Genomic DNA, 20,434 nt, shown 5'->3' with positions numbered 1-20,434 from the left:
AGTCTAGAAAACGACTGGTCAGGTGACTAGGGTCCGTAGAACCAAACCGGGACCTCAAGTGGGCCCGGACGAGGGCTTCGGATCGGGGAGCGCGTGTCCGTTCCACCGGGCTATCGCGGCTGCCCGGGTGCCCACGCCGAGCTTCCGGAAAATTCGGTTGATGTGGTTCTTCACGGTTTTCTCCGAAAGGAACAGTTCACGGGCGGTCTCCGCGTTGGACAGGCCGCGCGCCGCCGCCCCGAGTACCTCGGCCTCCCGGCCGGTCAGGCCCAGGGCAGCGGGGTCGGCCGGGCCGGGAGCGGTCGAGGCGGAGCGGAGTGAGGTGACCAGGGCGGTCGCTGCCACGGGCGAGAGCGGACTGCCGGTGCCGCGCGCCACCTCCCGCAGGGCGTGCCCCAGTTCCTCCAGGGTGAAGTGGCCGTGCACCAGATAGCCGGAGGCTCCCCGGCGCAGGGCCGTCCGAACGACCTCCGGATCCTCGGTGTGGGTGAGCATGACCACCTTGGCCAGCTCGGCGAGTTCCTCGACCACGCTGACTCCGTCGCGCACCGGCATGCGGACGTCGAGCAGCACGATGTCGGGGCGGAGCTGCCGGGCCCTCTCCACGGCCTGGACGCCGTTTCCCGCCTCGCCGGCGATCCGGATGTCGTCGGAGGTCTCCAGCAGGGCGAGCAGGCCCGCGCGGACGACGATGTTGTCGTCCACGACGAGAACGGTGATCGGGGACATGGGGGGAGGAGTCTCCTTCGGGATCACGGGGACGGCTCGCGGTCTTCGGAGGGCGTGTCCGCCATCGGGACACGCAGGGTCACGGTGGTTCCCGATCCGGTGGCCGAGGTGAGGGTCAGGGAGCCTCCGGCGCGGGCCGCGCGTTCGCGCATGCCCACCAGGCCGTAGCGGCCGGGGAGGGGGAGGACGGGATCGAACCCCCGGCCGTTGTCACGGACCGTCATGACCAGGTGTTCCGCCTCGGCGGCGAGTTCCACGGTGACGGTCTCCGCCGCGGAGTGCCGGTCGATGTTGGTGAGGGCCTCGCGCAGCACTGCGACGGTCTCGTGCCGGGCGACGACCGGCAGCGGCAGCGGAGTGCCACGGACGCACAGTCCGGCCGCCACCCCGGTCTGGGCGGACCACTCGCGTAGCACCGCGGCGACGCCGTCCGCGACGGACGGACCAGCGGGGCTCTCCCGCAGGTCCGTGATGAGCTCCCGGATCTCCCGCACCGCGGTCCCGGCGGCGGCCACCACCTGCGCGGCGGTGGCCGCCGCACGTTCGGGGTCCCGTTCCAGCCAGAGCGGCAGGGCCTGGGCGGCCAGGGCGATGCCCCGCAGGGTCTTGGCCACCGAGTCGTGCATGTCCCGGGCCAGTCGGGTGCGCTCCTCGGCCGCCGCCGCCGCACGCTCCGCGACACGCCGCCGTTCCTGCTCCGACGTCAACTCCTCGAACAGGCCGCGCAGCCGCAGCCCGATGTGCCCGGCGACCGGGTAGAGCAGCGGATGGACCACGACGACCTGCACCCCCGTCCAGACCGTGGCTCCGGCCTCCACCGGACCGCCCGAGGGCACGAACACCGCCGCCAGGTAGCCGAGAACCTGGAGGGTGGAGACTCCGGCCACGCCCCTGACCCCGTACCGCACCCCCGCGGCGGTGCTGGTGAACAGCGTGGCCAGGAAGAAGGCTCCCGACGGGCCGCCCACTCCCAGGATCGCCGAGGCGACGAAGGTGTCGGCGACGATCAGCGGGAGACAGCGCGACGCGTGGGGCGAGAGCCGCTCCCAGTAGCGGGACAGCAGCCAGGAGAACACCGCGTAGCCGGTCAGCATCACGACGATTCCCACGGAGACCCGTTCGGGAGGCAGCAGGAGCAGCGCGATACCGGTGAGCAGGAAGCGCAACCGGACGAGCAGCCGAACCGGTCCGGTCGACCGGACCGGCGCGGGAGTCCCCTTCTCGTCCACGGCTCATCCGAAGAAGGCGGCCAGGTTGATCCCGGAGCCGAGGAACAGACCGCCTCCGATGAGGAGGAGCAGGCCCGGGAGCATCGTGGCGGCGGTGATCACGGTCACCCGGGGATTGAGACGCACCGCCTTGCGGCGCTGGTACTGGGCGTCCTCGCGGCGCATGTCCAGGCTGATGTTCAGCAGGGTCTGCGCCAGCGGCGCCCCGAGGTCCTCGGCCTGCTGGAAGGCCGAGACGAACCGACCCAGCGACTCGTTGGGGTTGCGTCGGCGCAGCGTCTCGAACGCCTCGCGTCTGCTGCTGCCCAGTTCCATCTGGCGTAGCGCGAGCCGGAACTCCGACGCCAGCAGCCCCGGCATGGCGTCGGCCACCCGGGCCAGGGCCTGCCGGAAGGACAGGCCCGCGCTCACCGTCACCGCCAGGACGTCCAGGAAGTCGGGCAGCTGCTTTTGGATCTCGTCCATGCGCTGCTGCTTGGCGGTGTACAGGACGATGTCGCTGAGCAGGGTGAAGGCCAGGACCACCAGGGCGATCATGGGGCTGTCGTTGAGGAGGAACAGGATCCCGAGCGTGCCGTACAGCAGGACCTCTCCCGTCTTGCGCCGGACGTAGCGCAGCACGGTGATCCCGCCGGGACGTCCCGCCTCGTCGATACGTTTCTGGATCCGGGCCTGGCCCTCGGGGCCCAGCAGGTCCATCAGGGTGGCGCCGAAGGGGTGCCCCAGCAGTTCGGTGATGCGGTGCAGGAGGAACGTGCCCTCTCGCTTCTTCTTCGGGAGGGCGGGAACGAAGTCCTCGGCGACCGCGGTTGGACGGGTCACCAGGTGGGCGCCCCAGAGGAAGCAGGCCACGGACAGCGCGCCGACCAGCCCCGCCACCAGGGCGAGGGGGAGACCAAGGGTCATGGGAGAGCTCCGATCGAGGGGGTGGGCCCGAGCGGCGGGACGGGGGCTCAGGAGTCCATGCGGGCCAGGCGACGGATCGCCACGAACCCGACACCGAACAGGGAGAGGGAGACGGCGAGGACGGCCAGTCCGGCGGGGGTCTCCGTCATCCGCTGCACCGACCCCGGCATGAGCGCGTTCAGCAGGAACAGCGACCCGATGCCCATGATCAGCAGCGCCCACGCCGTGCTGGTGGTCTCGCTCAGGATCGTGTGGACCTCACGCCGGTTCTCCTTGCGGTTCTCCAGCGTCTCGGAGATGGTGCGCAGCGCGGTGACCAGGGCGCCGCCGGAACGGGACGAGACCAGCAGGGTGGACACCAGCACCCCGATCTCCCGTGAGGGCATCCGCTCCCGCAGGTCGACGAGGGCGCTCTCCAGGGGCTGGCCGACCTTGAGCAGTTCGGCGACACGGCGCAGCTCCGTTCCCGCCGGATCGTCCAGCTCGTCGGCGGCCATGTCGATCGCGGTGGGCAGCGCCAGCCCCGCCTGGGTGGCGTTGGACAGCACACGGGCCAGCTCCGGCAGTTGCGCGGTGAACAGCTCACGGCGTTTCTCCTCCTGCTGGCGCAGGTAGGCCAGGAACAGGAAACCCACCAGACCGGCCGCGAGCACGCCCAGCAGCGGGGCGAGGACCTGCCAGACCAGGACGACCGCGGCCACCGCCGTGCCCGTCAGCAGCAGCACGAAGGTGGCGACCCTCGTCTTGACTCCCGCGCGGGCCAGCCGGATCTCGACCTGGTGGCCCGGGCCGGTGCGGCGCAGCCACACGTCCAGACGCGCCAGCGGGGTGTTGGCCCGCCGCTCCACCTCGTCCAGCACGCTGCGTGCGGCCAGCAGCCGGCGCTGCGCCACGCCGTCCATGTAGACGAGGAAGCCCCACACGGCCACGGCCAGGACGGCGATCGTGACCAGCATGATGACCAGCGGGTAGATCACAGCGAACCTCCGGGGGAGGACAGACCGTTGGGGAACGGGGCGGAGTGCGCGGACCGGACGCCGAACGCCGCCGGAACCGTCTCGCCCGAGCTGTGGAGGCGCGAGGCGATGTTCCGGGGCAGCGGAAAACGGCGGAAGTCGCCGGTGACCCTGCGGCCCGTCTCGTAGCGGTGCGCCTCGAAGCGCAGCAGCGGTTCGAGGCGGAACTCCTCGTGGCGGGTGGAGGCCACCATCGACACCTCGGCCACCCGGCGGGATCCGTCCGGGTACCGGGACAGGTGCACGATGACGTCGATCGCCGCGTTGATCTGGTCGCGTAGTGCCTCGAAGGGGACCTTGACCTCGCTCATGGAGGCCAGAGTCAGCAGACGGTGCACGGCGTCGTGGGAGGAGTTGGCGTGCACGGTGGTCAGGGAGCCGTCGTGGCCGGTGTTCATCGCCTGGAGCATGTCGAGGGTCTCGGGGCCGCGGACCTCACCGACGATGATGCGGTCGGGACGCATGCGCAGCGAGTTGCGCACCAGGTCGCGGATGGTGATGGCGCCCTCGCCCTCGATGTTGGGCGGGCGCGACTCCAACCGCAGTACGTGCTCCTGCTGCAGTTGCAGTTCGGCGGAGTCCTCGATGGTGATGATGCGTTCGTGGGAGGGCACGAACGCCGACAGCGCGTTCAGGAAGGTGGTCTTGCCGGTGCCGGTGCCGCCCGAGACGACCACGTTGAGACGGGCGCGGATCAGCGAGGACAGCAGCACCCCGGTGGCCTGGTCGATGCTGCCCATGGAGACCAGCTGCTCGAAGGTGAAGGGTTTGGGGAAACGGCGGATCGTGATGACCGGCCCCGACAGCGACAGCGGCGGAATGATCACGTTGACCCGCTCACCGGTGGGCAGCCGGGCGTCCACCATCGGACTGGACTCGTCGACCCGGCGGTTCACCGCGGAGACGATCCGGTCGATGGTCTGGTAGAGCTGCTCCTCGCTGGCGAAGGTGGTCTCGAGGCGCTCGACCCGGCCGCGGCGTTCCACGAAGATGTTGTCGGGGCCGTTGACCATGATCTCGGTGACGCTCTCGTCGGCCAGCAGCGGTTCGAGCACTCCCAGGCCCAGCGCCTCGTCCACGACCCGGCGGATCATGTTGCTGCGTTCCCGGTCGGACAGCACCGGCCCCTCGCGGGACAGGATGTGGCCGACGACCTTCTCCAGGCGGATGCGGCGCTGCTCGAGGCTGAGCATGGCCAGGTCGTCGAGGTTGATCTCACTCAGCAGACGCTGGCGCCAGTGGGCGACGCTGCCGCGGTCGGCGTGCTGGTCGGCGATGCGGTCCTCGTTGAGACGGTCCTTGAGTGCCATGAGCCCTACCCGGTGAAGCGGAGAAGTGTTCGAAAGGAGATCATGCGGCCATGTCCACGCGACGGACCACGGTGTAGTCGAGGTCGGCCACCTCGAAGAAGAGGGGGAGGGCGATCTCGACCTCGGCGTAGGCGGTGCGGTCGGCGGTGACCCCCGCGCGGACCTGGGCGTCGTCCAGCCAGTCCGGGAGCGCGTCCCGGATCACCCCGACCGCGCCGAGGGGGCCGTCCCGCTGCACCGTGCGGGCACCGACGCGGGCGGCGTTCTCGGCGTGCTCCACGGCGACGAACGCGAGGAACACCTCGAACGCGACCGCCGCCATCAGAAGGAACAGCGGAAAATAGACGGCGAACTCCAGGATCTGGGAGCCGCGGTCGTCACGGCGGCCGGGTCTGCGGCGACCGGAGCGGGAGGGGCTACGCGGCATCGGTTCCCCCCTCCGGGAAGACCAGTGACCGGCTGCTGATGTCCCAGGGGCTGTCCACGCCCGGCAGCACCGCCGGCATCGCGATCGTCACCTCGACGTAGGTGTTGCCGTCCACCGCGACCTGCTCCAGCCGGAAGGTTCCCTCCTCGTCCCAGGGGGGAAGCACCCGTTTGGTGGCCGCCTCCAGGATCGCCTCGGAGTCGTCGGGGGTGATGGACGCCTGCCGGGCGCCTTCGCCGGCCGCGTGCGAGGCGTACAGACCGGTCACTCCGAGAAGGACGATCTGCCAGGCCAGTAACAGGGCCAGCCCCAGGAACGGCACGAGTGAGGCGAACTCCACGATCGAGGCGCCGGAATCCCCCCTGCCGCGCAGGCGGCGCGCCGACACCCCCTCGGCGGCCTCCCCCAGGGGGGCGGCGGGACCGCCGTCGTGGGCCGGGGTGAGCATTCCCAGTTCTGCGGCGAGCCGACCGAACGCCTTGAGCAGTCCCTCGTCGGTGAGCCGGTCGGGGGTTCCGGTGTTGGACGCCTCCTCCAGCGCGCGGTAGGCGGCGGGGACGGTGGTGCGCAGCATCTCGGTGCCCAGCAGTTTGCGGGCGAAGTCGGGTTGGATCTCGTTCCTCCGGCTGTGGCGGGTCAGCAGGGCCGTGACGTTCTTGGTGTCGCGGATCTGCAGGCGCCCCCACATCGCGATGAGCCGCTGGGCTCCGCGCAGCGCCGGAAGGTCGGGGGTGACCAGTACCACCGAGGTGTCGGACAGTTCCACCGCCATCGCGGTCGCGTCGTTGACGGAGGAACCGCAGTCGATGATCACCAGGTCGTAGCGTGAGCGCAGCGCCCCCAGGATCTGGCGGGCCGCGCGCGCGGTGACGTCCTCGCCGTGTTCGCCGTGCACGGGAGCCAGCAGGATGTGCGGCCCGTCGTGGTGGACGTGGAGGGTCTCGGCGAGCATGGCGGCGCTGATGTCGTCGGCGGCCTCGACCAGGTCCACGATGCTGCGGCGGTGCTTGAGGTCGTAGTAGCCGGGGATGTCGCCGGACTGCAGGTCGAGGTCGACCAGGCAGACCATCCGGCCCGCCTTGGCCGCGACCCTGGCCAGGTGGATCGCGGTGGTGGTGGTGCCCACCCCGCCCTTGGCGCCGGTCAGCGTGACGATCTGGCCGCGGCGCCCCGGCAGTGGAAGGTCCAGGGAGGCGGCCTCCAGATGGCGGCGCAGGGTCCGTGACCACTCGGCCGCGTGGGCGACCCGGGCTCTGAGCTCGTCGACCGTGGCGTCGCTCTGGAGGAGGCCGCGCGCGCCCGCCTCCATGGCGTTGGTGAAGGTGTCGGGCGCCGCCTCGTCCACGATCAGGATGACCGCGAGCTGGGGGTGGCTGCGGGAGATGTCCCGGATGAGGTCGAACACCGGTATCGGGCCGAGATCCCCGTGGACCAGTACCACGTCGAGACCGGGGATGCCGGCCACACTCTCGACGAGTTCCCGGGACGAGCGGTGCACGCCCACGACGCCGGCGTCGGGGATCTCCTCGAACCTGGCCGTGAGGACGTCCTCCAGTTCGTCGGTGGGAACGCCGATCAGGACCTGGTATGTGCTCATCCGTCATCGCCCCGCAGAGACTCGGAAGGGGTGGTCGCCATCAGTTGCCGCCGGTGGTGCCGCTCGGGTCGCTGTCCGTTCCGTCCTCGTCGCCCTGCTGTCCGATGGCGGCCAACTGGTCCTCGGCGCAGAAGTCGAGGTCGCCCGGGGCGCCCGAGCCCTGCGCGCTGACCAGTGCCAGGCGGAGTTTGGAGGCGAACGCCTCGGCGTAGGTGAGTTGGAGCGCCTGTTCGGGGGTGAGCCGGAAGGTGACCGGGACGACCGCGTTGGTGCCGCCGGTCTGCGCGTCGATCTGCGACCCGATGTCTCCCACGTCGAGCACCTCCACGTCGGTGAGGATGCGGACCGCGCAGGCGTTGGACTGGTCGTTGGGCTGGAAGGTGGCGTAGACGTCCACTCTGGACTGGCGGGACACCTTCCCCGCCACACCGGTCTCGGCGTTGATCATGATCGCGATCTCGCGCTCTCCGCTCTCCAGCGCGGGGGCGGGGATGACCATGCTCTTCTGCAGCAGTGTGCCCTCCTGCAGGAAGGTCGAGGAGACCGCCTCACTGCCCGGTTGGGTCAGGGACTCGTCGGCCTCGGCCAGGTTCGTCAGGAAGACCTCCTCGTCGAAGAACTTGGCGGGGACCTCGTAGGGCTCGACCATGTCCTCGGTGATCGGCTGGTAGGGGTCGACATCCTGGGTGAGCCGCAGAACCGTCCGGTAGGTGCCCAGTTCGCTGCTGAGCGTGTTGACGTACGAGACGACGGTGAAGAACACGAGGACCGCGCCGAGGGCGGCGACGATCATGAGCAGAACGCCGCGTCGTTGACGGGGGTTCATGGCGCTCCATTTCTAGTTCTGACCAGGCGGTGCTGGGACGGGAGGACAGGGCGGCGACCGCCGGGTTCACCGTGCCGGACGGTATTCCGGCACGGGCCCGGTCTCGGTGCGTGGGACGGGGGACGGGGGGAGCGGTTGTGGGCGGGGGCGGCCGTTCGCTTCCGGAGGGCTCGGGGGGCCTGCGGGAGAGGACGGGTGGGGAGGCGGTCCGGGGACGCGCGGACCGGACGGGGGCGGAGGGCCGGAGGGGGAAGGGGGCGTTCCCCGCGGAGGCGCTGCGGCGGGGGGCGCGGAAGGGGAGGACAGCGGTGGGGCCGCCCCGCGGTGGGCGGGCGGCCGTCCCGCCGGGGTCTGGTTGGCGGCTCCGCAGAACCGGCAGCGGGGACCGACGACTCGTTCGCCGCACCACGCGCAGGTGGTGGAGCGCAGGGCGCGCACGGGGTGGGCCAGCGCGTCCTGGTGTGCGCTGAACACCACGAACTCGACGTACCTGGGGGAGCCCCAGTAGGTGGCACCGAGCGGCTGTTCGGGGAGTTCGCGCATGGCCGTGGCGCCGACCACGGGGAGGAACTGCGTGTCGAAGGCGGTGCGGTCGGCGTCCCCGCCCGCGGAGACCAGGATCTGCACCGGGTTCACGGGGAGGAACGGGATGTTCGCCGCGGGGTCGGTCTTCTTCACCCGGCCCACTCGCTTGACCGGGGCGCAGAAGGCGAGGAAGGCCACACCCGGTGCGAAGGAGCCCATGTGCTGTTTGACCGTGATGGGAATGGTGGAGAGGTTGGCGACGCTCCTGAGCCAGCCGCCGGCCAGGACGTGGGAGGCGAGTTCGTCGGCGAGTTCGGCGACCAGACCGGCCGGTAGGTAGGGGGCCAGATAGGCGACCTGGTCGGCCAGGAGCGAGAGCGCCAGTGGCGACACGTCCACGGGGACGGCGGCGATGTGGTCGGTGCGCAGCGCGCCGCGGGCGAACCGGACGGCGCGTTCGGCCCGACCGCCCTGCCACCGGGGGTAGAGGGCGACGACCTTCCTGCCGTGGGTGACGTGGTGGGCGGCGAAGTCGATGAACTCGCCGGTCTGGGCGGCGAGGTCGTCGCCGCCCAGCGGGAAGCGCCGTGCCCGGGCATCGCCGAGGTGGCCCGTGCTCGGTACGTCTGCGAGCAGGGCCACGACGCTCGTGGACCTCGAACGGCCGCTGGACAAGGTACAAGCTCCCAGGGGGTGAGGCGCTTGGGACGTTGCTGGTCGGTGTGGAGGGTTACCTCGAACGATCCTGCGGGGTTCATCGTAACGAGAAGGCGGTGGCTCCCCGGATGTGAATTCGACGAAAGGACCGTTGCCGACATCACGCTCTACGGTGCGTTATCAGAACAGGAAAAAGCAAGCCCGCACAATGACGCTGTGGACAGGGATCGCTTCCTTCGGGAACACGGAGTGCCGTGTGACGTTCCCGGAAATACCGCGCGCCGGGGCGGGAGCCCGACTCGTACGGCGTGGCGTGGACACCTGGCGGGGGAGACCGGAGAAGAACGGAGTGGGACGGCCCGCGTCGGCCCCACCCCGTCCCGGAGAGGGGACACGGTGGCGAATGGGAGTGGAAACAGAAGAGCCCCGGTCCTCAGACCGGGGCTGCTGGGGTGAGTGACGGGATTTGAACCCGCGACAACCTGGACCACAACCAGGTGCTCTGCCAACTGAGCTACACCCACCATGAGCGCGGAGCCGGACCGCGGTCGGCGTCTGCGTTCAGCAGAATACTACCGGGTTCTGGGAGTGGTCCGCTCACCCTTTTTCGGTGGGGGCGCCCACACCGGTGCCGGCTCTCCCCGCGACGATGTCGGCGGCGATGGCCTTGGCAGTGGCGCTGTCCGGGCCGGGCGGGGGAACGAAGGCGGCGGCGCGGAAGTAGCGCAGTTCCTGGATGCTCTCGGTGATGTCGGCGAGTGCCCGGTGGCCGCCGTGCTTCTCGGGACTGGCGAAGTACACCCGCGGGTACCAGCGGCGCAGTAGTTCCTTGATGCTGGACACGTCCACCATCCGGTAGTGCAGGTGCTCGTCGATGAGGGGCATGTCACGTGCGAGGAAGGCCCGGTCGGTCGCGATGGAGTTCCCGCACAGCGGAACCTTCTTCGGTTCCGGGACGTGGTGCCGGATGTGCTCCAGGACCAACTGCTCGGCCTCGGTCAGGGTCACCCCGTTGTCGAGTTCGGCCAGCAGTCCCGACGTGGTGTGCATCCGGGTGACGAACTCGCCCATCTGGTCCAGCGCCGCCTGCGGCGGCTTGATGACCACGTCGATGCCCTCGTCGAGCTGGTTGAGTTCGCCGTCCGTGATGAGACAGGCCACTTCGATCAGCGCGTCCTTCTTCAGATCGAGCCCTGTCATCTCACAGTCGATCCACACCAGGCTGTCGTTCATGGGGGATAGCTTAGAACTTTTCCCCTACGTCCAGTCCCCCGCCGACGGCGTCTGCCTGCGCTCCCGCCCGCCGCGGGGCGCAGGCAGACCGGTGTCACAGGCCCACGAGGCTCGGGTGTCCGAAGATCGCGACCAGCAGTCCGTTCTCCTCAAGCCACAGGTAGGTGCCGAGCCCGAAGGCCACCAGCACAACCACGAGGATGATGAGCATGGAGGCGCAGCCGCAGCCGCAGCAGCCGCCCTTCTTCTTCCGGGGGGCGGGAGGCTGTGTCGGGTACGGGCTTCCGCCCTGACCGGGGCCCCACTGGGGCCGTCCGGGAACCTGGGGCTGTCCGGGCACTCCCCGCGGGGGCTGACCGCCGCGGTTGTACGGCACGGGCATCTGACCCTGCGGCGGGCGGCCGGGGGGAACCGCGGGGTAGCCCCCGGACGGGGACGGTGCCGCGCCGTGCCCGCGCACCGGCTGGTGTGGCGGGGACGCCGGATTCGGACGGGAGGGTGGGTACTGCTGCGCCGGGTAGGCCGGTACGGAGCCCTGCTGCGGTCCTGTCTGCGGCGGATACGGGTACGGCCGCTGGGGGGCGCCGGGGTGGGGGGTCTGCTTGGGAGGGGAGACCGGCGGATAACCGGCGTTGGGGCCGGAGGGGGCGTGGCCAGGGGTGGGCCCCGAGGGGGCGGTTGCCGGACGTGCGCGGTCCGCGGGGGGCTCTCCGGTGCCGGAGTCACCCGGCCGGTGGGGGGAGGAGCCCTCCGGAGCGGACGCGCGGGCGGCCTGGGCCTCCTGCTCGCGCCGCTGCTCCTCCTCGGCGCGCCTGCGACGCTCCTCCGCCTCCTTCTCGGCCCTGCGGTGCTGCTCCTCCTGGCGCTTCTTCCGTTCCTCGGCCAGTTCGGCCCGGTAGTCCTGGATTCCCTCCCTGAGGTTGCCGAGGAACTTGTTGAACTTGCCGCCGTCCTTGTCCTCCTCGGCGCTCCCGCCCTCGGCCGCCTGCGTGAACATCGGATCGCCGGGGTTGAACACCGCGGTCCGGGGCGCGTCGTCGGGGGTGAACACCGCGGTCTTCGGAGCGTCGTCGGCTCCCGCGTCACCGGGGAGGCGGGAGCCGGGGGCATCCGGGGAGAGGTCGGCGGTGGGTTCGTCGTCGTGGTCGGGGGTGGGGGCGGCCGGGGGGTCGATGCGCATGGTGGCGTCGACGGGGGAGGGGCCGCCGCTGAGATCGACGGTCGCCTGGTCGGCGTGGTCCGTCGGGGGAGCCTGCGGGGAGAGGTCGGCGGTGGGTTCGTCGTCGTGGTCGGGGGTGGGGGCCGCCGGGGGGTCGATGCGCATGGTGGCGTCGACGGGGGAGGGGCCGCCGCTGAGATCGACGGTCGCCTGGTCGGCGTGGTCCGTCGGGGGAGCCTGCGGGGAGAGGTCGGCGGTGGGTTCGTCGTCGTGGTCGGGGGTGGGGGCCGCCGGGGGGTCGATGCGCATGGTGGCGTCGACGGGGGAGGGGCCGCCGCTGAGATCGACGGTCGCCTGGTCAGGGCCGGTCCCGTCGCCCGAGTCGGTCAGGTTCTCGGTTGCCGCCGAGCCTTCGGCGGCGTGCTGATCTGAGGTGAACTCGGACAGCGTGCGGACGTGCTGCGTCCACTCGCTGCCGTTCCACCAACGGAGCTGGTCCGGAGTTCCTTCGGGATCCGCGTACCAGCCTGGCTCGATCGATCCACCCATGGGCGACAGACTAGAGGGTTTTCGGACTCGGCAGGACCACAAGGGTGTTTGCGCCCGTCACCGCCGCAATGCGGACGGTTCAATCGTGTCGGGGCACGGGGCGGGACCGCGTCCCGTTGGAGGGGGACGGGGCCGTTGACGCGACGGGACGCTCCTGCCGGGGACGGGGCAGCCGGCCGTCGCGCATCCGTTCGACGTCGATCGCTCCGGGGCCGTCGGCCGCGGAACCGGGAACCTGGGAGTGGCCGAAGTGTCCTCCCTGCGCCCACAGGCGTTCCCGGTCGGCGTCGTCCCGGTGCGGGGGCAGCGGCCCGGGAGGTCCTGCGGGCCAGGACCGGGGGATCTCCCAGGAGTCCAGCCAGTCGAGGATGGCGGTGAGCCCGTTGAGCGGGCTGTCGGTGAAGGGAGCCGGGGAGCGGCCGACGACCTGGACGAGGATGCAGACACGGCCCTCCAGCGCCCGGTCGACGCTCCCGGCGGGGGTGAGTTGGCCTGCGGCGGCCGCGGTGGCCGGGAGGAGCTGCGCGATGTCGCCGGTCACCGGGTTCCACACCAGATGGGCGGTGCGCCCCGTGCGGTCGAGCTGCCGCGCGGCCGCACGCGCGGACCACCGGTCGGGATCGGACTCGCTCACACACCAGACCGCGCGCGGCGCTCCGCCGCGGCTGCGTCCCGCGGGCACTGTGCCGGTCACCCTTCTGGCGCCGGGCATCCAGGCGTTGGCCATGTCGGCCACCTCTCAGTGGGTCCACATACTCCGCAAACCACTGCGTATGCGAATACGTGCGGCAAGTCCATAGACGGCATCCCCCGGCAAGGAGGGTCTATCCGTCCGGTCACCCCCGGAGGGCTGGCGGCCTCGGCTCCGGGAGATCCCAGGGCAGCCGGGACCGAGGTCCCCCGGACCTTCCCGCGCCCGACCTCCCGGCCGCGTGGCAGCGGCCCTACCCCTCCTGGTCGGAGATGCGCAGGGCGAAGACGCTCAGGAAGATCTCGCCGATCTCGGTGGGGTCCTCCGTGGCGTAGGCCGCGCCGTTGGTGGCCTCGGCGATCCGTTCCAGCGGCTCGGGGTCCACGTCGGGCCCGAAGGAGATGGCGATGATGCTCACCGGGCGGTCGGGGAGGTACGTCTCCTCCAACCGGACCAGCAGATCCTCCAGGGAGATGCTGTCGTCGTCGTCGTTGTTGCCGTCGGTGAGCACCAGGAGGGTGTTCACCCGGTCCGCCCGGTAGGTCTCGGTCATCTCCTGGTAGGCGGCCAGGATCGTGTCGTACAGGCCGGTGTCGCCGTCCGGCTTGGGTTGCAGGCCGGTCAGCGCCGCGGTCAGCACCTCGTGCTGGGTGCCGCCGTCGACCTCGGTGTCCAGTGGACGGATCGGAACTGTCTCGCGGTGGTCCAGGTCGCCGTCGAGCCGGACCGAGAACTCCCAGAGCCCCATCTCGGCGTCGGGCGGGAACAGGGTGAGGCCCTGGGTGGCGGCCGCGCTGGTGACCTGCATGCGGGTGAGTCCGGTGCCGGGGACGAATTCGGCCATGGAGCCGGAGATGTCCACCACGGTGAGCAGTCGGGTGCCGAGTTTGAGCTGGTTCCAGGCCTGGATCAGCGACCTGGTCGCCTGGTCGCTGGGCACGGGCAGTTCTCCCGGGTGCTCGGAGCGGAAGCCGAGGTCCTCGGTGAGCACGGTCGGGTCGATCGTGTCGTCGGTGGAGCGGAACCCGTCGGCGCGGATGGCCTGCTGCGCCTCCTGGCCGGTGAGGAAAGCGCGGAACCTCTCGGCGGCGAGTTGGACCTCCGGGTCGTCGGTGCGCAGGACGTAGGGGTAGTCCAGCGTGTAGGTGCCGCCCTCGGGATAGACGACGCTTGTCCCGGGACCGGAGCCCTCGGTGCTGTGCCGCCAGGCGGCCTGCTCGCTCAGCACCAGCAGCGGTGCCTTCTCCTCGCTGTCCGCGGTCTCGCCGAGCACGGTGAGGGCGGCCTCCTCGTCGGCGGCGACCGACTTCTGGAGCCCCTGCAGGGCGGCGATGAACCGGGTCTGGGCCGCTTCCTCGTCTCCGATGGCGTTGCTGACGAGCGCGAGTGTGGCGAGCCCGGAGGAGCTGTTGACCGGGTCGACCACGTGCACCTGGTAGGGGAGCGACTCCTGGCCGGCCAGCGCCTCGGTCTGCACCAGGTTGTCCCAGGACAGCGGGGTTTCGGCGTCGGCGGCGTTCCCCGCGGTCGTCACCAGCACCAGGGGGGAGCGGGCCACGGACGTGCCGGTGCTGACGACGGCGTTGTCGTCCGCGTCGCGCTGGACGACCTTGACCCACAGGGTGGAGTCGGGGATCCACACCTGGGAGTCCGCCCCGCCCGTGGTCGGTCCGGCGCCGGTCATGCTGTAGGCGACGTCGGCCGAGTCCACGCCGCGCACCTCCACGGTCGCGCACCGGCCGCCGGTGTGCTCGCCGCTGTTGAAGTCGGCGGCCAGGTGGGTGAGCACGGGGGCGATCTCCGGTGCCGCGGCGACCTGCAGCGGGGTGTCCTCGCAGCCGCTCCTGCCGTCCAGGACGAAGTAGCCGGTGACTCCGAGGCCGACGAGGATGGCGAGCGCGGCGGCGAACGCGGCGAGGGCACGTCCGGTGCCGCGGCGCCGCCGCCGGCTCGCCCGGCGGCGTGGCTCGGAGACGTGGTCGTCTGCGCTGGTTCCGCGATGGCGTCCCAAGATGACCTCACGGGAGTTGTTACCGATGGGTTTGAGGAGGAACGGTACTCAAGTCGGCGATTCGGACAAAGGGCAGCCAGCGGGGGCGGGCGGAGGGGAGCGACGGCGGCCGGGGGCGGGAAGATGTGTGATTTGTGCCCTACAGGGGGGTATGGGAGATCGTTCGCCGCTTGTCGGAGTGTCCGGTGGGGTCCGCGGTGAGTTATCGAAACGTGATGACCGGTGGGGCGGCGGGGGTGCCCGCGGCCGGAGTCCGCCCTCCTGGCGGCATCGGCTCCGGCGGGGACTGTGCGTGCTGTGACCTTCGTCTCGCTGCTGGGGGGCGGGGGGCGTGGTCGCAGCCCTGTCCCCCAGGATGGGAACCCCCCCATCCCCGTGCTGACAGCGTGTCGGCCGCCGTGGCGACGAAGGCGGGATGCCGCCGTGGGAAAACCGGGGCTAGGATGACGAATCGCTCGCGCCAGTCGATTTCTGGGATTCGCGTGCTGGATGCGCACGGTTGTGGCGTTTGTGCCGGGGGCGTTGGTGGCACACCCGACCGGTCCGGCGGCGAGGTGGGGGTCGCGGGATGAGGCGGCCGTGGTGGAGACCTCCGCCGTGGCCATTCGGAATCGCTCGACTTCTTAGAGGATGGCCATGTCCAAGCTGGGCGCTCGTCGGGAATTCCGTGGCACGGTCGGCAGTGCCGTGCTCGGTTCGCTCTGCCTGGGCGGAGCGGTTGTCTACACCGCCGTGGTGGGCGCCTCCTTCGTGACCGTGCCCGACATCCGGGCCGAGGCCGCGGCCCAGACCATGAGCGGGCTCTCCGGACTGCCGGACTCGCCCGTGGCGAGCCTCGAGGTGCGGGTGGACGACGGCGAGGAGTCCTACGAACAGCGTCTCGACTGCACCGGTGACCCCCTCTCCGACCCCTCCGTCTGCACCCAACTGGCCGCCAGCACCGAAGAGGAGGACGAGGCCGGTCCCTTCGAGGAGGTCGCCCCGGGCGCCATCTGCACCGACGACGTGTACGGTCCGGAGACCGCCGTCGTCACCGGAACCTGGAACGACGTGCGGATCGACACCGAGGTCACCCGGGTCGGCTCCTGCGAGGAGGCCCGCTGGCAGCGCCTCAGGCCACTGGTCGAACTGCGCGACTAGCCCGCCTCGGCGACAATGGGGCCGTGAGCGTCATCGAGGTGGCCGATGCGGCCGACGACCGGTTGGCCGACTACGTGCGGTTGCGCGACAGCAACCTCCGCAGGAGCCTGGAGGCCGAACACGGGCTGTTCCTGGCAGAGGGGGAGAAGGTGGTGCGCCGCGCGCTGCGTGCCGGGTACCGTCCGCGGTCGCTGCTGCTCACCCGCCGCCGCCGAGCGGCGCTGGACGACGTCATCGGCGCCCTCGGGGCCCCGGTGTACGTGGTCGACGACGCGGTCGCCGAGCAACTGGTCGGCTTCCACCTGCACCGCGGCGTCCTGGCCTCCTTCCACCGCGAGCCGCTGCCCGGCGTGGACGAGGTGGTCGCGGACGCGCGCCGCGTCGTGGTCCTGGAGGACATCGTCGACCACACCAACGTGGGCGCGATCTTCCGCAGCGCCGCCGGCCTGGGCGTCGACGCGGCCGTGCTGGCCCCCCGCTGCGCCGACCCGCTGTACCGGCGCGCGATCAAGGTGTCCATGGGAGCGGTCTTCACTCTTCCCTACGCCCGGCTCGACGACTGGTACGGCGGACTCGACGACCTGCGTCGACGTGGCTTCACCCTGCTGGCGCTGACTCCCGCGCCGGACGCGGTGACGCTGGCCGAGGCGGTCGGGGAGGGAGAAGGCAGGTACGCGCTGCTGCTGGGGGCGGAGGGGGACGGGCTGTCCACCCGGTGGCTGGGGCAGGCCGACGTCCGGGCCCGCATCCCCATGGCCGCGCGCGACGTCGACTCCCTCAACGTCACCGCCGCGGCGGCCATCGCCTGCTACGAACTGACCCGCTGACGGCTTTCCGGTCAGGCTCGCGGCCCCTGCCCCGGAGGCACCACGAAGCGCCATGCCCCGGGCAGCACCCGCCAGGTGCGCTCGGTGATCCCTTCGGTGAGTTCGCCGTCGCTGCTCGCCGTCACCGGTTCGCTGACAACCGTGACGGTGCGTGCCAGACGGCGGTGGACGTCCAGTTCCATCGGGTGGGTGCCCCGGTGCAGGCGCACGGCGTGCGCGGCGCGCCGCCAGAGGCCGCGCGAGCGGGAGACCACCAGGTTGATCATGCCGTTGTCGGGGCGCGCGTCCGGATCGAGGGTGCCCGCGCCGCCGCCGATGTAGCGGCCGTTGGCCAGACCGGTCATGAGGGTCTTGCGCCGGGGCGTGATCACCTCCTCGCCGTCGGCCTTCACCAGCATGCGGTATCCCTGGGCCGCCCAGCCCGCGATCAGCCCGCCGACCGGAAAGCTCGCGGGGCCGAGCATCTTCTTCCACCTGGCGGCCTCGCGGGTGGAGTCGGCGCCGATCCCCAGGTGCACGGCGTTGACCGTCACCTCCCCGGTGTCGTCGACGAACAGGTCCAGCGGCCGGGCGCTGCCCGCCAGGAACGCGCGGGCGGCGGCCTCCGGGGCGAGGGGGATGTCCAGGCTCCGGGCGAAGTCGTTGCCGGTGCCCAGGGGAAGCAGGCCGATCACGTGGTCGTCGAGTTCCCCGCGGCGGTGCAGCGCGTTGGCCACGGCGTGCAGGGAGCCGTCCCCGCCCGCCACCACCAGTGTCCTGTGGCCGAGGTCCAGGGCCGCGTCCAGTTCCGCGGAGTCGCCGCACGAGACGACCTCCACCGCCTCGGTGCCCGAGACGGTCAGTTCGCCCACCGCGGCCCGCAACTGTCGGTCCTCGTTGCCCCCGGCCCGGGAGTTGCTGATCACAAGCACGGCAGGACCTCCGAAGGGGGCGTGGGACCACGGCGCGAAGCTGGGCGGTGGAGTTCTCTCTTCCCGCGCACGGTCCGGTTACGCGCGATCGGTCGGGAAGGGGACGGCTGATAGCGTCAGGGAACCGTGGGCGTGCGAGAACAGGAAAGTCAGAGGAGTGGAGGAGTCGGAGTGGACGGGCGGGTGCTGGTGCCCTGGGAGCAGAACAGGGAGAACGCTCCTGCCGCACTGACCGTGGAGGTCTACGACGGTCAGGGCGAACCGCCTGCCGACGTCCTTGACGACGTCGTCTTCTACGTCGTTCCCTACGGCCGGGTCCAGCGGGTCGGACTGATGCGGCGGATGCCCCGGCTGCGGGCGGTCCAACTGCTCACCGCGGGCTACGAGCACGTCCTGGCGGACCTGCCGAGGGGCGTCAGACTGTACAACGGACGCGGACTGCACGACGCGAGCACCGCGGAGCACGCCGTCGCGCTCATCCTCGCCGCGCAGCGGGACCTCCCCCGATGGGCAGCCGACCAGCAGAAGCACGTGTGGAATCCGCACTACACCCGTTCTCTCGCCGACTGCCGGGTGCTCATCGTGGGCTACGGCAGCATCGGTGCGGCCATCGAGGCGCGGCTGCTGCCCTTCGAGGCCACCGTGCTGCGCCTGGCCCGCCGCGCCCGTCCGGCCTCGGGCGTGTACGGGATCGAGCACCTGCACCAACTGCTGCCCGACACCGACGTCGTCGTGGTCGCCACCCCGCACACCCCTGAGACCGAGGGGCTCATCGGCGGAACCGAACTCGCGGCGCTGCCGGACGGCGCTCTCGTGGTGAACGTGGGCCGGGGGCCGGTGGTCGACACCGCGGCACTGCTCGCCGAGAAGGGGCGGGTGCGCGCCGCGCTGGACGTCACCGATCCCGAACCGCTGCCTCCCGGACATCCGTTGTGGGGCGCCCCCGGTGTCTACCTCACTCCGCATGTGGCCGGGGGGGCCGCTGCCTTCTATCCCCGGGCCAGGCGGTTCGTCGACGAGCAGTTGCGTCGTTGGGCCGCGGGCGAGCCGCTGGCCAACCGGATCAGTCTCGACGAGAGCTAGCGGCCGCGGCGGCGCCTCCCCGGGCGGGGCCGGCATCGGTGCTGGTGAAGCGGGGGATCGTCACGGTGCGTCCCCGGGGACCGTCCGGTGTGTTATGTGTCGTTTACGGAGTGTTTGTTGTTATGGCTTGAAACAATTTGTTTCTCCCTCCATTCTTGTATGAGACAACAGTCACACCCTGGATATCCGAAAGGCACAAGTGTGTCGGTACGGCGACGGCTGACGGTCGGTACGGGTACCACGATGGTGTTCGTCGTGGCCTTCAGCGCTTTCGGCTCGCCCGCCTGGGCCGAGCCCCACCCCGGTGCGGAGGATCGACGATCCGCCACCTCCTCCACCCTCCCCTCGGGAGGGGGCGCTTCCACCGACGCCGGTGATTCCCCCTCGCCTCCCGTTGCCGGAAAGGAGCGGCTCGGACGCGGCAGTCAGGTCGCTCCGTTCGACGAGTCGCGTTCGCGGGAGTACTTCGCGGTCTCCGCCACGTCCTTGGACTCCGATCTCGTCGACAGGGTCCGCGACATCGACGGCGTGCGCTCGGTCGAGGTGGTGGACGCGGCCCGGATCCGGATCGACGGCGTGACCATGTCCGTTCTGGGGGTGGACCCCTCCACCTTCCGGAACTACGCCCCGACCCCCTCCGCGAAGGCCGACGAGATCTGGCAGGGCATCGCCGAGGGGCGGATCGCGCTGTCCAACGACGCGGGCAAGCAGCGGGACCTCGACCTGGGCAGCACGGTGGCCATGGCCGGTGCCAGAGGAACGGTCGACAAGGAGGTGTGGACCCACGCCACTTCGGGAGTGGCGGGGATCGACGCGCTGATCTCCCGGGAGTCCGCCGGGGAGTTGGGCTTCCCCAGCGGCAACGGGCTGGTCGTCTCGGCTCCCGACACCGACCTGTGGCAGCTCAGGGAGGACCTGCTGGAGGTCCTCGGCTCCGACGTCAGTCTGCAGTTGCTGGCCGAGGAGTCCGGGACGGACTCCCCCGACGCCGACGGCGAACCGGTCGGCGGTGCGGTGATCGAGCGGATGATCGCCGCGGCCGAGAGCCAACTCGGGGTGCCCTACGTGTGGGGCGGGACCACCCCGGGGGAGGGGTTCGACTGCTCCGGTCTGGTGCAGTGGGCCTTCCGCCAGGCGGGCGTGGAGATTCCCAGGGTCACCCACGACCAGTGGTGGGCCGGCGAGCACGTTGACTACGCCGACGCCCGGCGGGGCGACCTGATCTTCTGGCGTAGCGACCCGACAGCTCCGGACTACATCTCCCATGTGGCGATCTACCTCGGTGACGGCAGGATGCTGGAGGCGCCGCGGACCGGCGACGTGGTGAAGGTGACCGACGTCCGCACGCACAAGATGGCCGGAGTGGTCCGGGTACACGTGGCCGACTGAGCCGCGCCGCGGACCTCCGCGGCCGGAAGACGGAGAAGGGGACCACGCCGCGCCGGCGTGGTCCCCTTCGACCTCCTGGCGATGAGACCAACCGGGAGGGGAGGGCTGGCTCGGCAGGAGGGGGGAGGCAGGAACCCTCACGGAGGGAGGGGGAGTCCGGTGAGGGCGTCCCTGCGTAAGGTATTCGGTTGTCCGACCACGCACGCCCGCTGTGGCGCG

18 protein-coding genes and 1 tRNA gene are annotated in these 20,434 nt (G+C 71.0%); 4 read left to right on the top strand and 15 right to left on the bottom strand.

Annotated elements, in window-relative coordinates:
• Nucleotides 1–54: 54 nt before the first annotated feature.
• The 14 genes from NI17_RS14265 to NI17_RS14200 all read right to left on the bottom strand — a co-directional run bounded on the left by NI17_RS14265 (nucleotide 55) and on the right by NI17_RS14200 (nucleotide 14,865).
• Complete coding sequence (locus NI17_RS14265; RefSeq protein WP_068688636.1) at nucleotides 55–729, bottom strand: response regulator; 675 nt, start codon at nucleotides 727–729, stop codon at nucleotides 55–57.
• 23 nt (nucleotides 730–752) lie between these two features.
• Nucleotides 753–1,958, bottom strand: a complete 1,206-nt coding sequence (locus tag NI17_RS14260) for a sensor histidine kinase (protein ID WP_068688637.1) — start codon at nucleotides 1,956–1,958, stop codon at nucleotides 753–755.
• Between the two features lie 3 nt (nucleotides 1,959–1,961).
• The gene (locus NI17_RS14255) at nucleotides 1,962–2,864 is read right to left on the bottom strand and encodes a type II secretion system F family protein (protein WP_068688638.1); all 903 of its coding nucleotides are present in this window, start codon (nucleotides 2,862–2,864) and stop codon (nucleotides 1,962–1,964) included.
• Between the two features lie 47 nt (nucleotides 2,865–2,911).
• Nucleotides 2,912–3,820 (bottom strand): type II secretion system F family protein, encoded by a 909-nt coding sequence (locus tag NI17_RS14250; RefSeq protein ID WP_084012462.1) that lies wholly within the window; start codon nucleotides 3,818–3,820, stop codon nucleotides 2,912–2,914.
• A gap of 17 nt (nucleotides 3,821–3,837) precedes the next feature.
• Entirely contained in the window at nucleotides 3,838–5,190 is a 1,353-nt protein-coding gene (locus NI17_RS14245; RefSeq protein WP_068688642.1) for a TadA family conjugal transfer-associated ATPase, read from the bottom strand.
• A 40-nt stretch (nucleotides 5,191–5,230) separates the two neighbouring features.
• Nucleotides 5,231–5,617: a TadE family protein gene (locus tag NI17_RS14240; RefSeq protein WP_068688644.1), complete on the bottom strand. Its 387-nt coding sequence runs from the start codon at nucleotides 5,615–5,617 to the stop codon at nucleotides 5,231–5,233.
• Entirely contained in the window at nucleotides 5,607–7,214 is a 1,608-nt protein-coding gene (locus NI17_RS14235) for a CpaE/TadZ family protein (RefSeq protein ID WP_068688647.1), read from the bottom strand. Before NI17_RS14235 ends, NI17_RS14240 begins: the two co-directional genes overlap by 11 nt.
• Before the next feature lie 40 nt (nucleotides 7,215–7,254).
• The gene (gene cpaB / locus NI17_RS14230) at nucleotides 7,255–8,040 is read right to left on the bottom strand and encodes a Flp pilus assembly protein CpaB (protein WP_068688648.1); all 786 of its coding nucleotides are present in this window, start codon (nucleotides 8,038–8,040) and stop codon (nucleotides 7,255–7,257) included.
• Nucleotides 8,041–8,106: 66 nt separating this feature from the next.
• Nucleotides 8,107–9,207, bottom strand: coding sequence for a hypothetical protein (locus NI17_RS14225; protein WP_068688650.1), 1,101 nt, complete (start codon nucleotides 9,205–9,207; stop codon nucleotides 8,107–8,109).
• A 463-nt stretch (nucleotides 9,208–9,670) separates the two neighbouring features.
• Nucleotides 9,671–9,746, bottom strand: a tRNA-His gene (locus NI17_RS14220).
• Nucleotides 9,747–9,819: 73 nt separating this feature from the next.
• Entirely contained in the window at nucleotides 9,820–10,455 is a 636-nt protein-coding gene (gene orn, locus NI17_RS14215) for an oligoribonuclease (RefSeq protein WP_068688652.1), read from the bottom strand.
• A gap of 94 nt (nucleotides 10,456–10,549) precedes the next feature.
• Nucleotides 10,550–12,163 carry a DUF2510 domain-containing protein gene (locus NI17_RS14210; protein WP_243597517.1) on the bottom strand — a complete coding sequence of 538 codons (1,614 nt, stop codon included), beginning with the start codon at nucleotides 12,161–12,163 and terminating at the stop codon, nucleotides 10,550–10,552.
• A 79-nt stretch (nucleotides 12,164–12,242) separates the two neighbouring features.
• Nucleotides 12,243–12,890, bottom strand: a complete 648-nt coding sequence (locus tag NI17_RS14205) for a hypothetical protein (protein ID WP_068689109.1) — start codon at nucleotides 12,888–12,890, stop codon at nucleotides 12,243–12,245.
• A gap of 217 nt (nucleotides 12,891–13,107) precedes the next feature.
• On the bottom strand, nucleotides 13,108–14,865 hold the full coding sequence (locus NI17_RS14200) for a substrate-binding and VWA domain-containing protein (RefSeq protein ID WP_068688655.1): 1,758 nt from the start codon (nucleotides 14,863–14,865) through the stop codon (nucleotides 13,108–13,110).
• Nucleotides 14,866–15,501: 636 nt separating this feature from the next.
• On the opposite strand from NI17_RS14200, the gene NI17_RS14195 reads away from it, so the two are divergent.
• Nucleotides 15,502–16,005, top strand: a complete 504-nt coding sequence (locus tag NI17_RS14195; protein WP_068688657.1) for a hypothetical protein — start codon at nucleotides 15,502–15,504, stop codon at nucleotides 16,003–16,005.
• Nucleotides 16,006–16,028: 23 nt separating this feature from the next.
• Entirely contained in the window at nucleotides 16,029–16,832 is an 804-nt protein-coding gene (locus NI17_RS14190; RefSeq protein ID WP_068688665.1) for a TrmH family RNA methyltransferase, read from the top strand.
• An 11-nt stretch (nucleotides 16,833–16,843) separates the two neighbouring features.
• Here NI17_RS14190 and NI17_RS14185 read toward each other — a convergent pair whose 3' ends face one another.
• Nucleotides 16,844–17,743, bottom strand: a complete 900-nt coding sequence (locus tag NI17_RS14185) for a diacylglycerol/lipid kinase family protein (RefSeq protein WP_068688666.1) — start codon at nucleotides 17,741–17,743, stop codon at nucleotides 16,844–16,846.
• Nucleotides 17,744–17,914: 171 nt separating this feature from the next.
• On the opposite strand from NI17_RS14185, the gene NI17_RS14180 reads away from it, so the two are divergent.
• Complete coding sequence (locus NI17_RS14180; RefSeq protein ID WP_068688667.1) at nucleotides 17,915–18,826, top strand: 2-hydroxyacid dehydrogenase; 912 nt, start codon at nucleotides 17,915–17,917, stop codon at nucleotides 18,824–18,826.
• Between the two features lie 243 nt (nucleotides 18,827–19,069).
• A complete protein-coding gene (locus NI17_RS14175) occupies nucleotides 19,070–20,215 on the top strand; it encodes a C40 family peptidase (RefSeq protein ID WP_068688669.1) in 1,146 nt (381 codons plus the stop codon).
• The last annotated feature ends 219 nt before the right edge of the window (nucleotides 20,216–20,434 follow it).

It is taken from the genome of Thermobifida halotolerans, assembly GCF_003574835.2.
Lineage (GTDB): Bacteria > Actinomycetota > Actinomycetes > Streptosporangiales > Streptosporangiaceae > Thermobifida > Thermobifida halotolerans.
The sequence above is the reverse complement of the archived record's forward strand: the minus strand, read 5'-3'. Positions and strand labels throughout refer to the sequence as shown.

What these genes read in the sequence shown, in the direction of transcription:
- NI17_RS14175 (WP_068688669.1), top strand. Translation starts at nt 19,070, where the DNA reads ATGGTGTTCGTCGTGGCCTTCAGCGCTTTCGGCTCGCCCGCCTGGGCC.
- NI17_RS14240 (WP_068688644.1), bottom strand. Translation starts at nt 5,617, where the DNA reads ATGCCGCGTAGCCCCTCCCGCTCCGGTCGCCGCAGACCCGGCCGCCGT.
- NI17_RS14205 (WP_068689109.1), bottom strand. Translation starts at nt 12,890, where the DNA reads ATGGCCAACGCCTGGATGCCCGGCGCCAGAAGGGTGACCGGCACAGTG.
- orn (WP_068688652.1), bottom strand. Translation starts at nt 10,455, where the DNA reads ATGAACGACAGCCTGGTGTGGATCGACTGTGAGATGACAGGGCTCGAT.
- NI17_RS14255 (WP_068688638.1), bottom strand. Translation starts at nt 2,864, where the DNA reads ATGACCCTTGGTCTCCCCCTCGCCCTGGTGGCGGGGCTGGTCGGCGCG.
- NI17_RS14245 (WP_068688642.1), bottom strand. Translation starts at nt 5,190, where the DNA reads ATGGCACTCAAGGACCGTCTCAACGAGGACCGCATCGCCGACCAGCAC.
- NI17_RS14195 (WP_068688657.1), top strand. Translation starts at nt 15,502, where the DNA reads ATGTCCAAGCTGGGCGCTCGTCGGGAATTCCGTGGCACGGTCGGCAGT.
- NI17_RS14235 (WP_068688647.1), bottom strand. Translation starts at nt 7,214, where the DNA reads ATGAGCACATACCAGGTCCTGATCGGCGTTCCCACCGACGAACTGGAG.
- NI17_RS14265 (WP_068688636.1), bottom strand. Translation starts at nt 729, where the DNA reads ATGTCCCCGATCACCGTTCTCGTCGTGGACGACAACATCGTCGTCCGC.
- NI17_RS14250 (WP_084012462.1), bottom strand. Translation starts at nt 3,820, where the DNA reads ATGCTGGTCACGATCGCCGTCCTGGCCGTGGCCGTGTGGGGCTTCCTC.
- cpaB (WP_068688648.1), bottom strand. Translation starts at nt 8,040, where the DNA reads ATGAACCCCCGTCAACGACGCGGCGTTCTGCTCATGATCGTCGCCGCC.
- NI17_RS14210 (WP_243597517.1), bottom strand. Translation starts at nt 12,163, where the DNA reads ATGGGTGGATCGATCGAGCCAGGCTGGTACGCGGATCCCGAAGGAACT.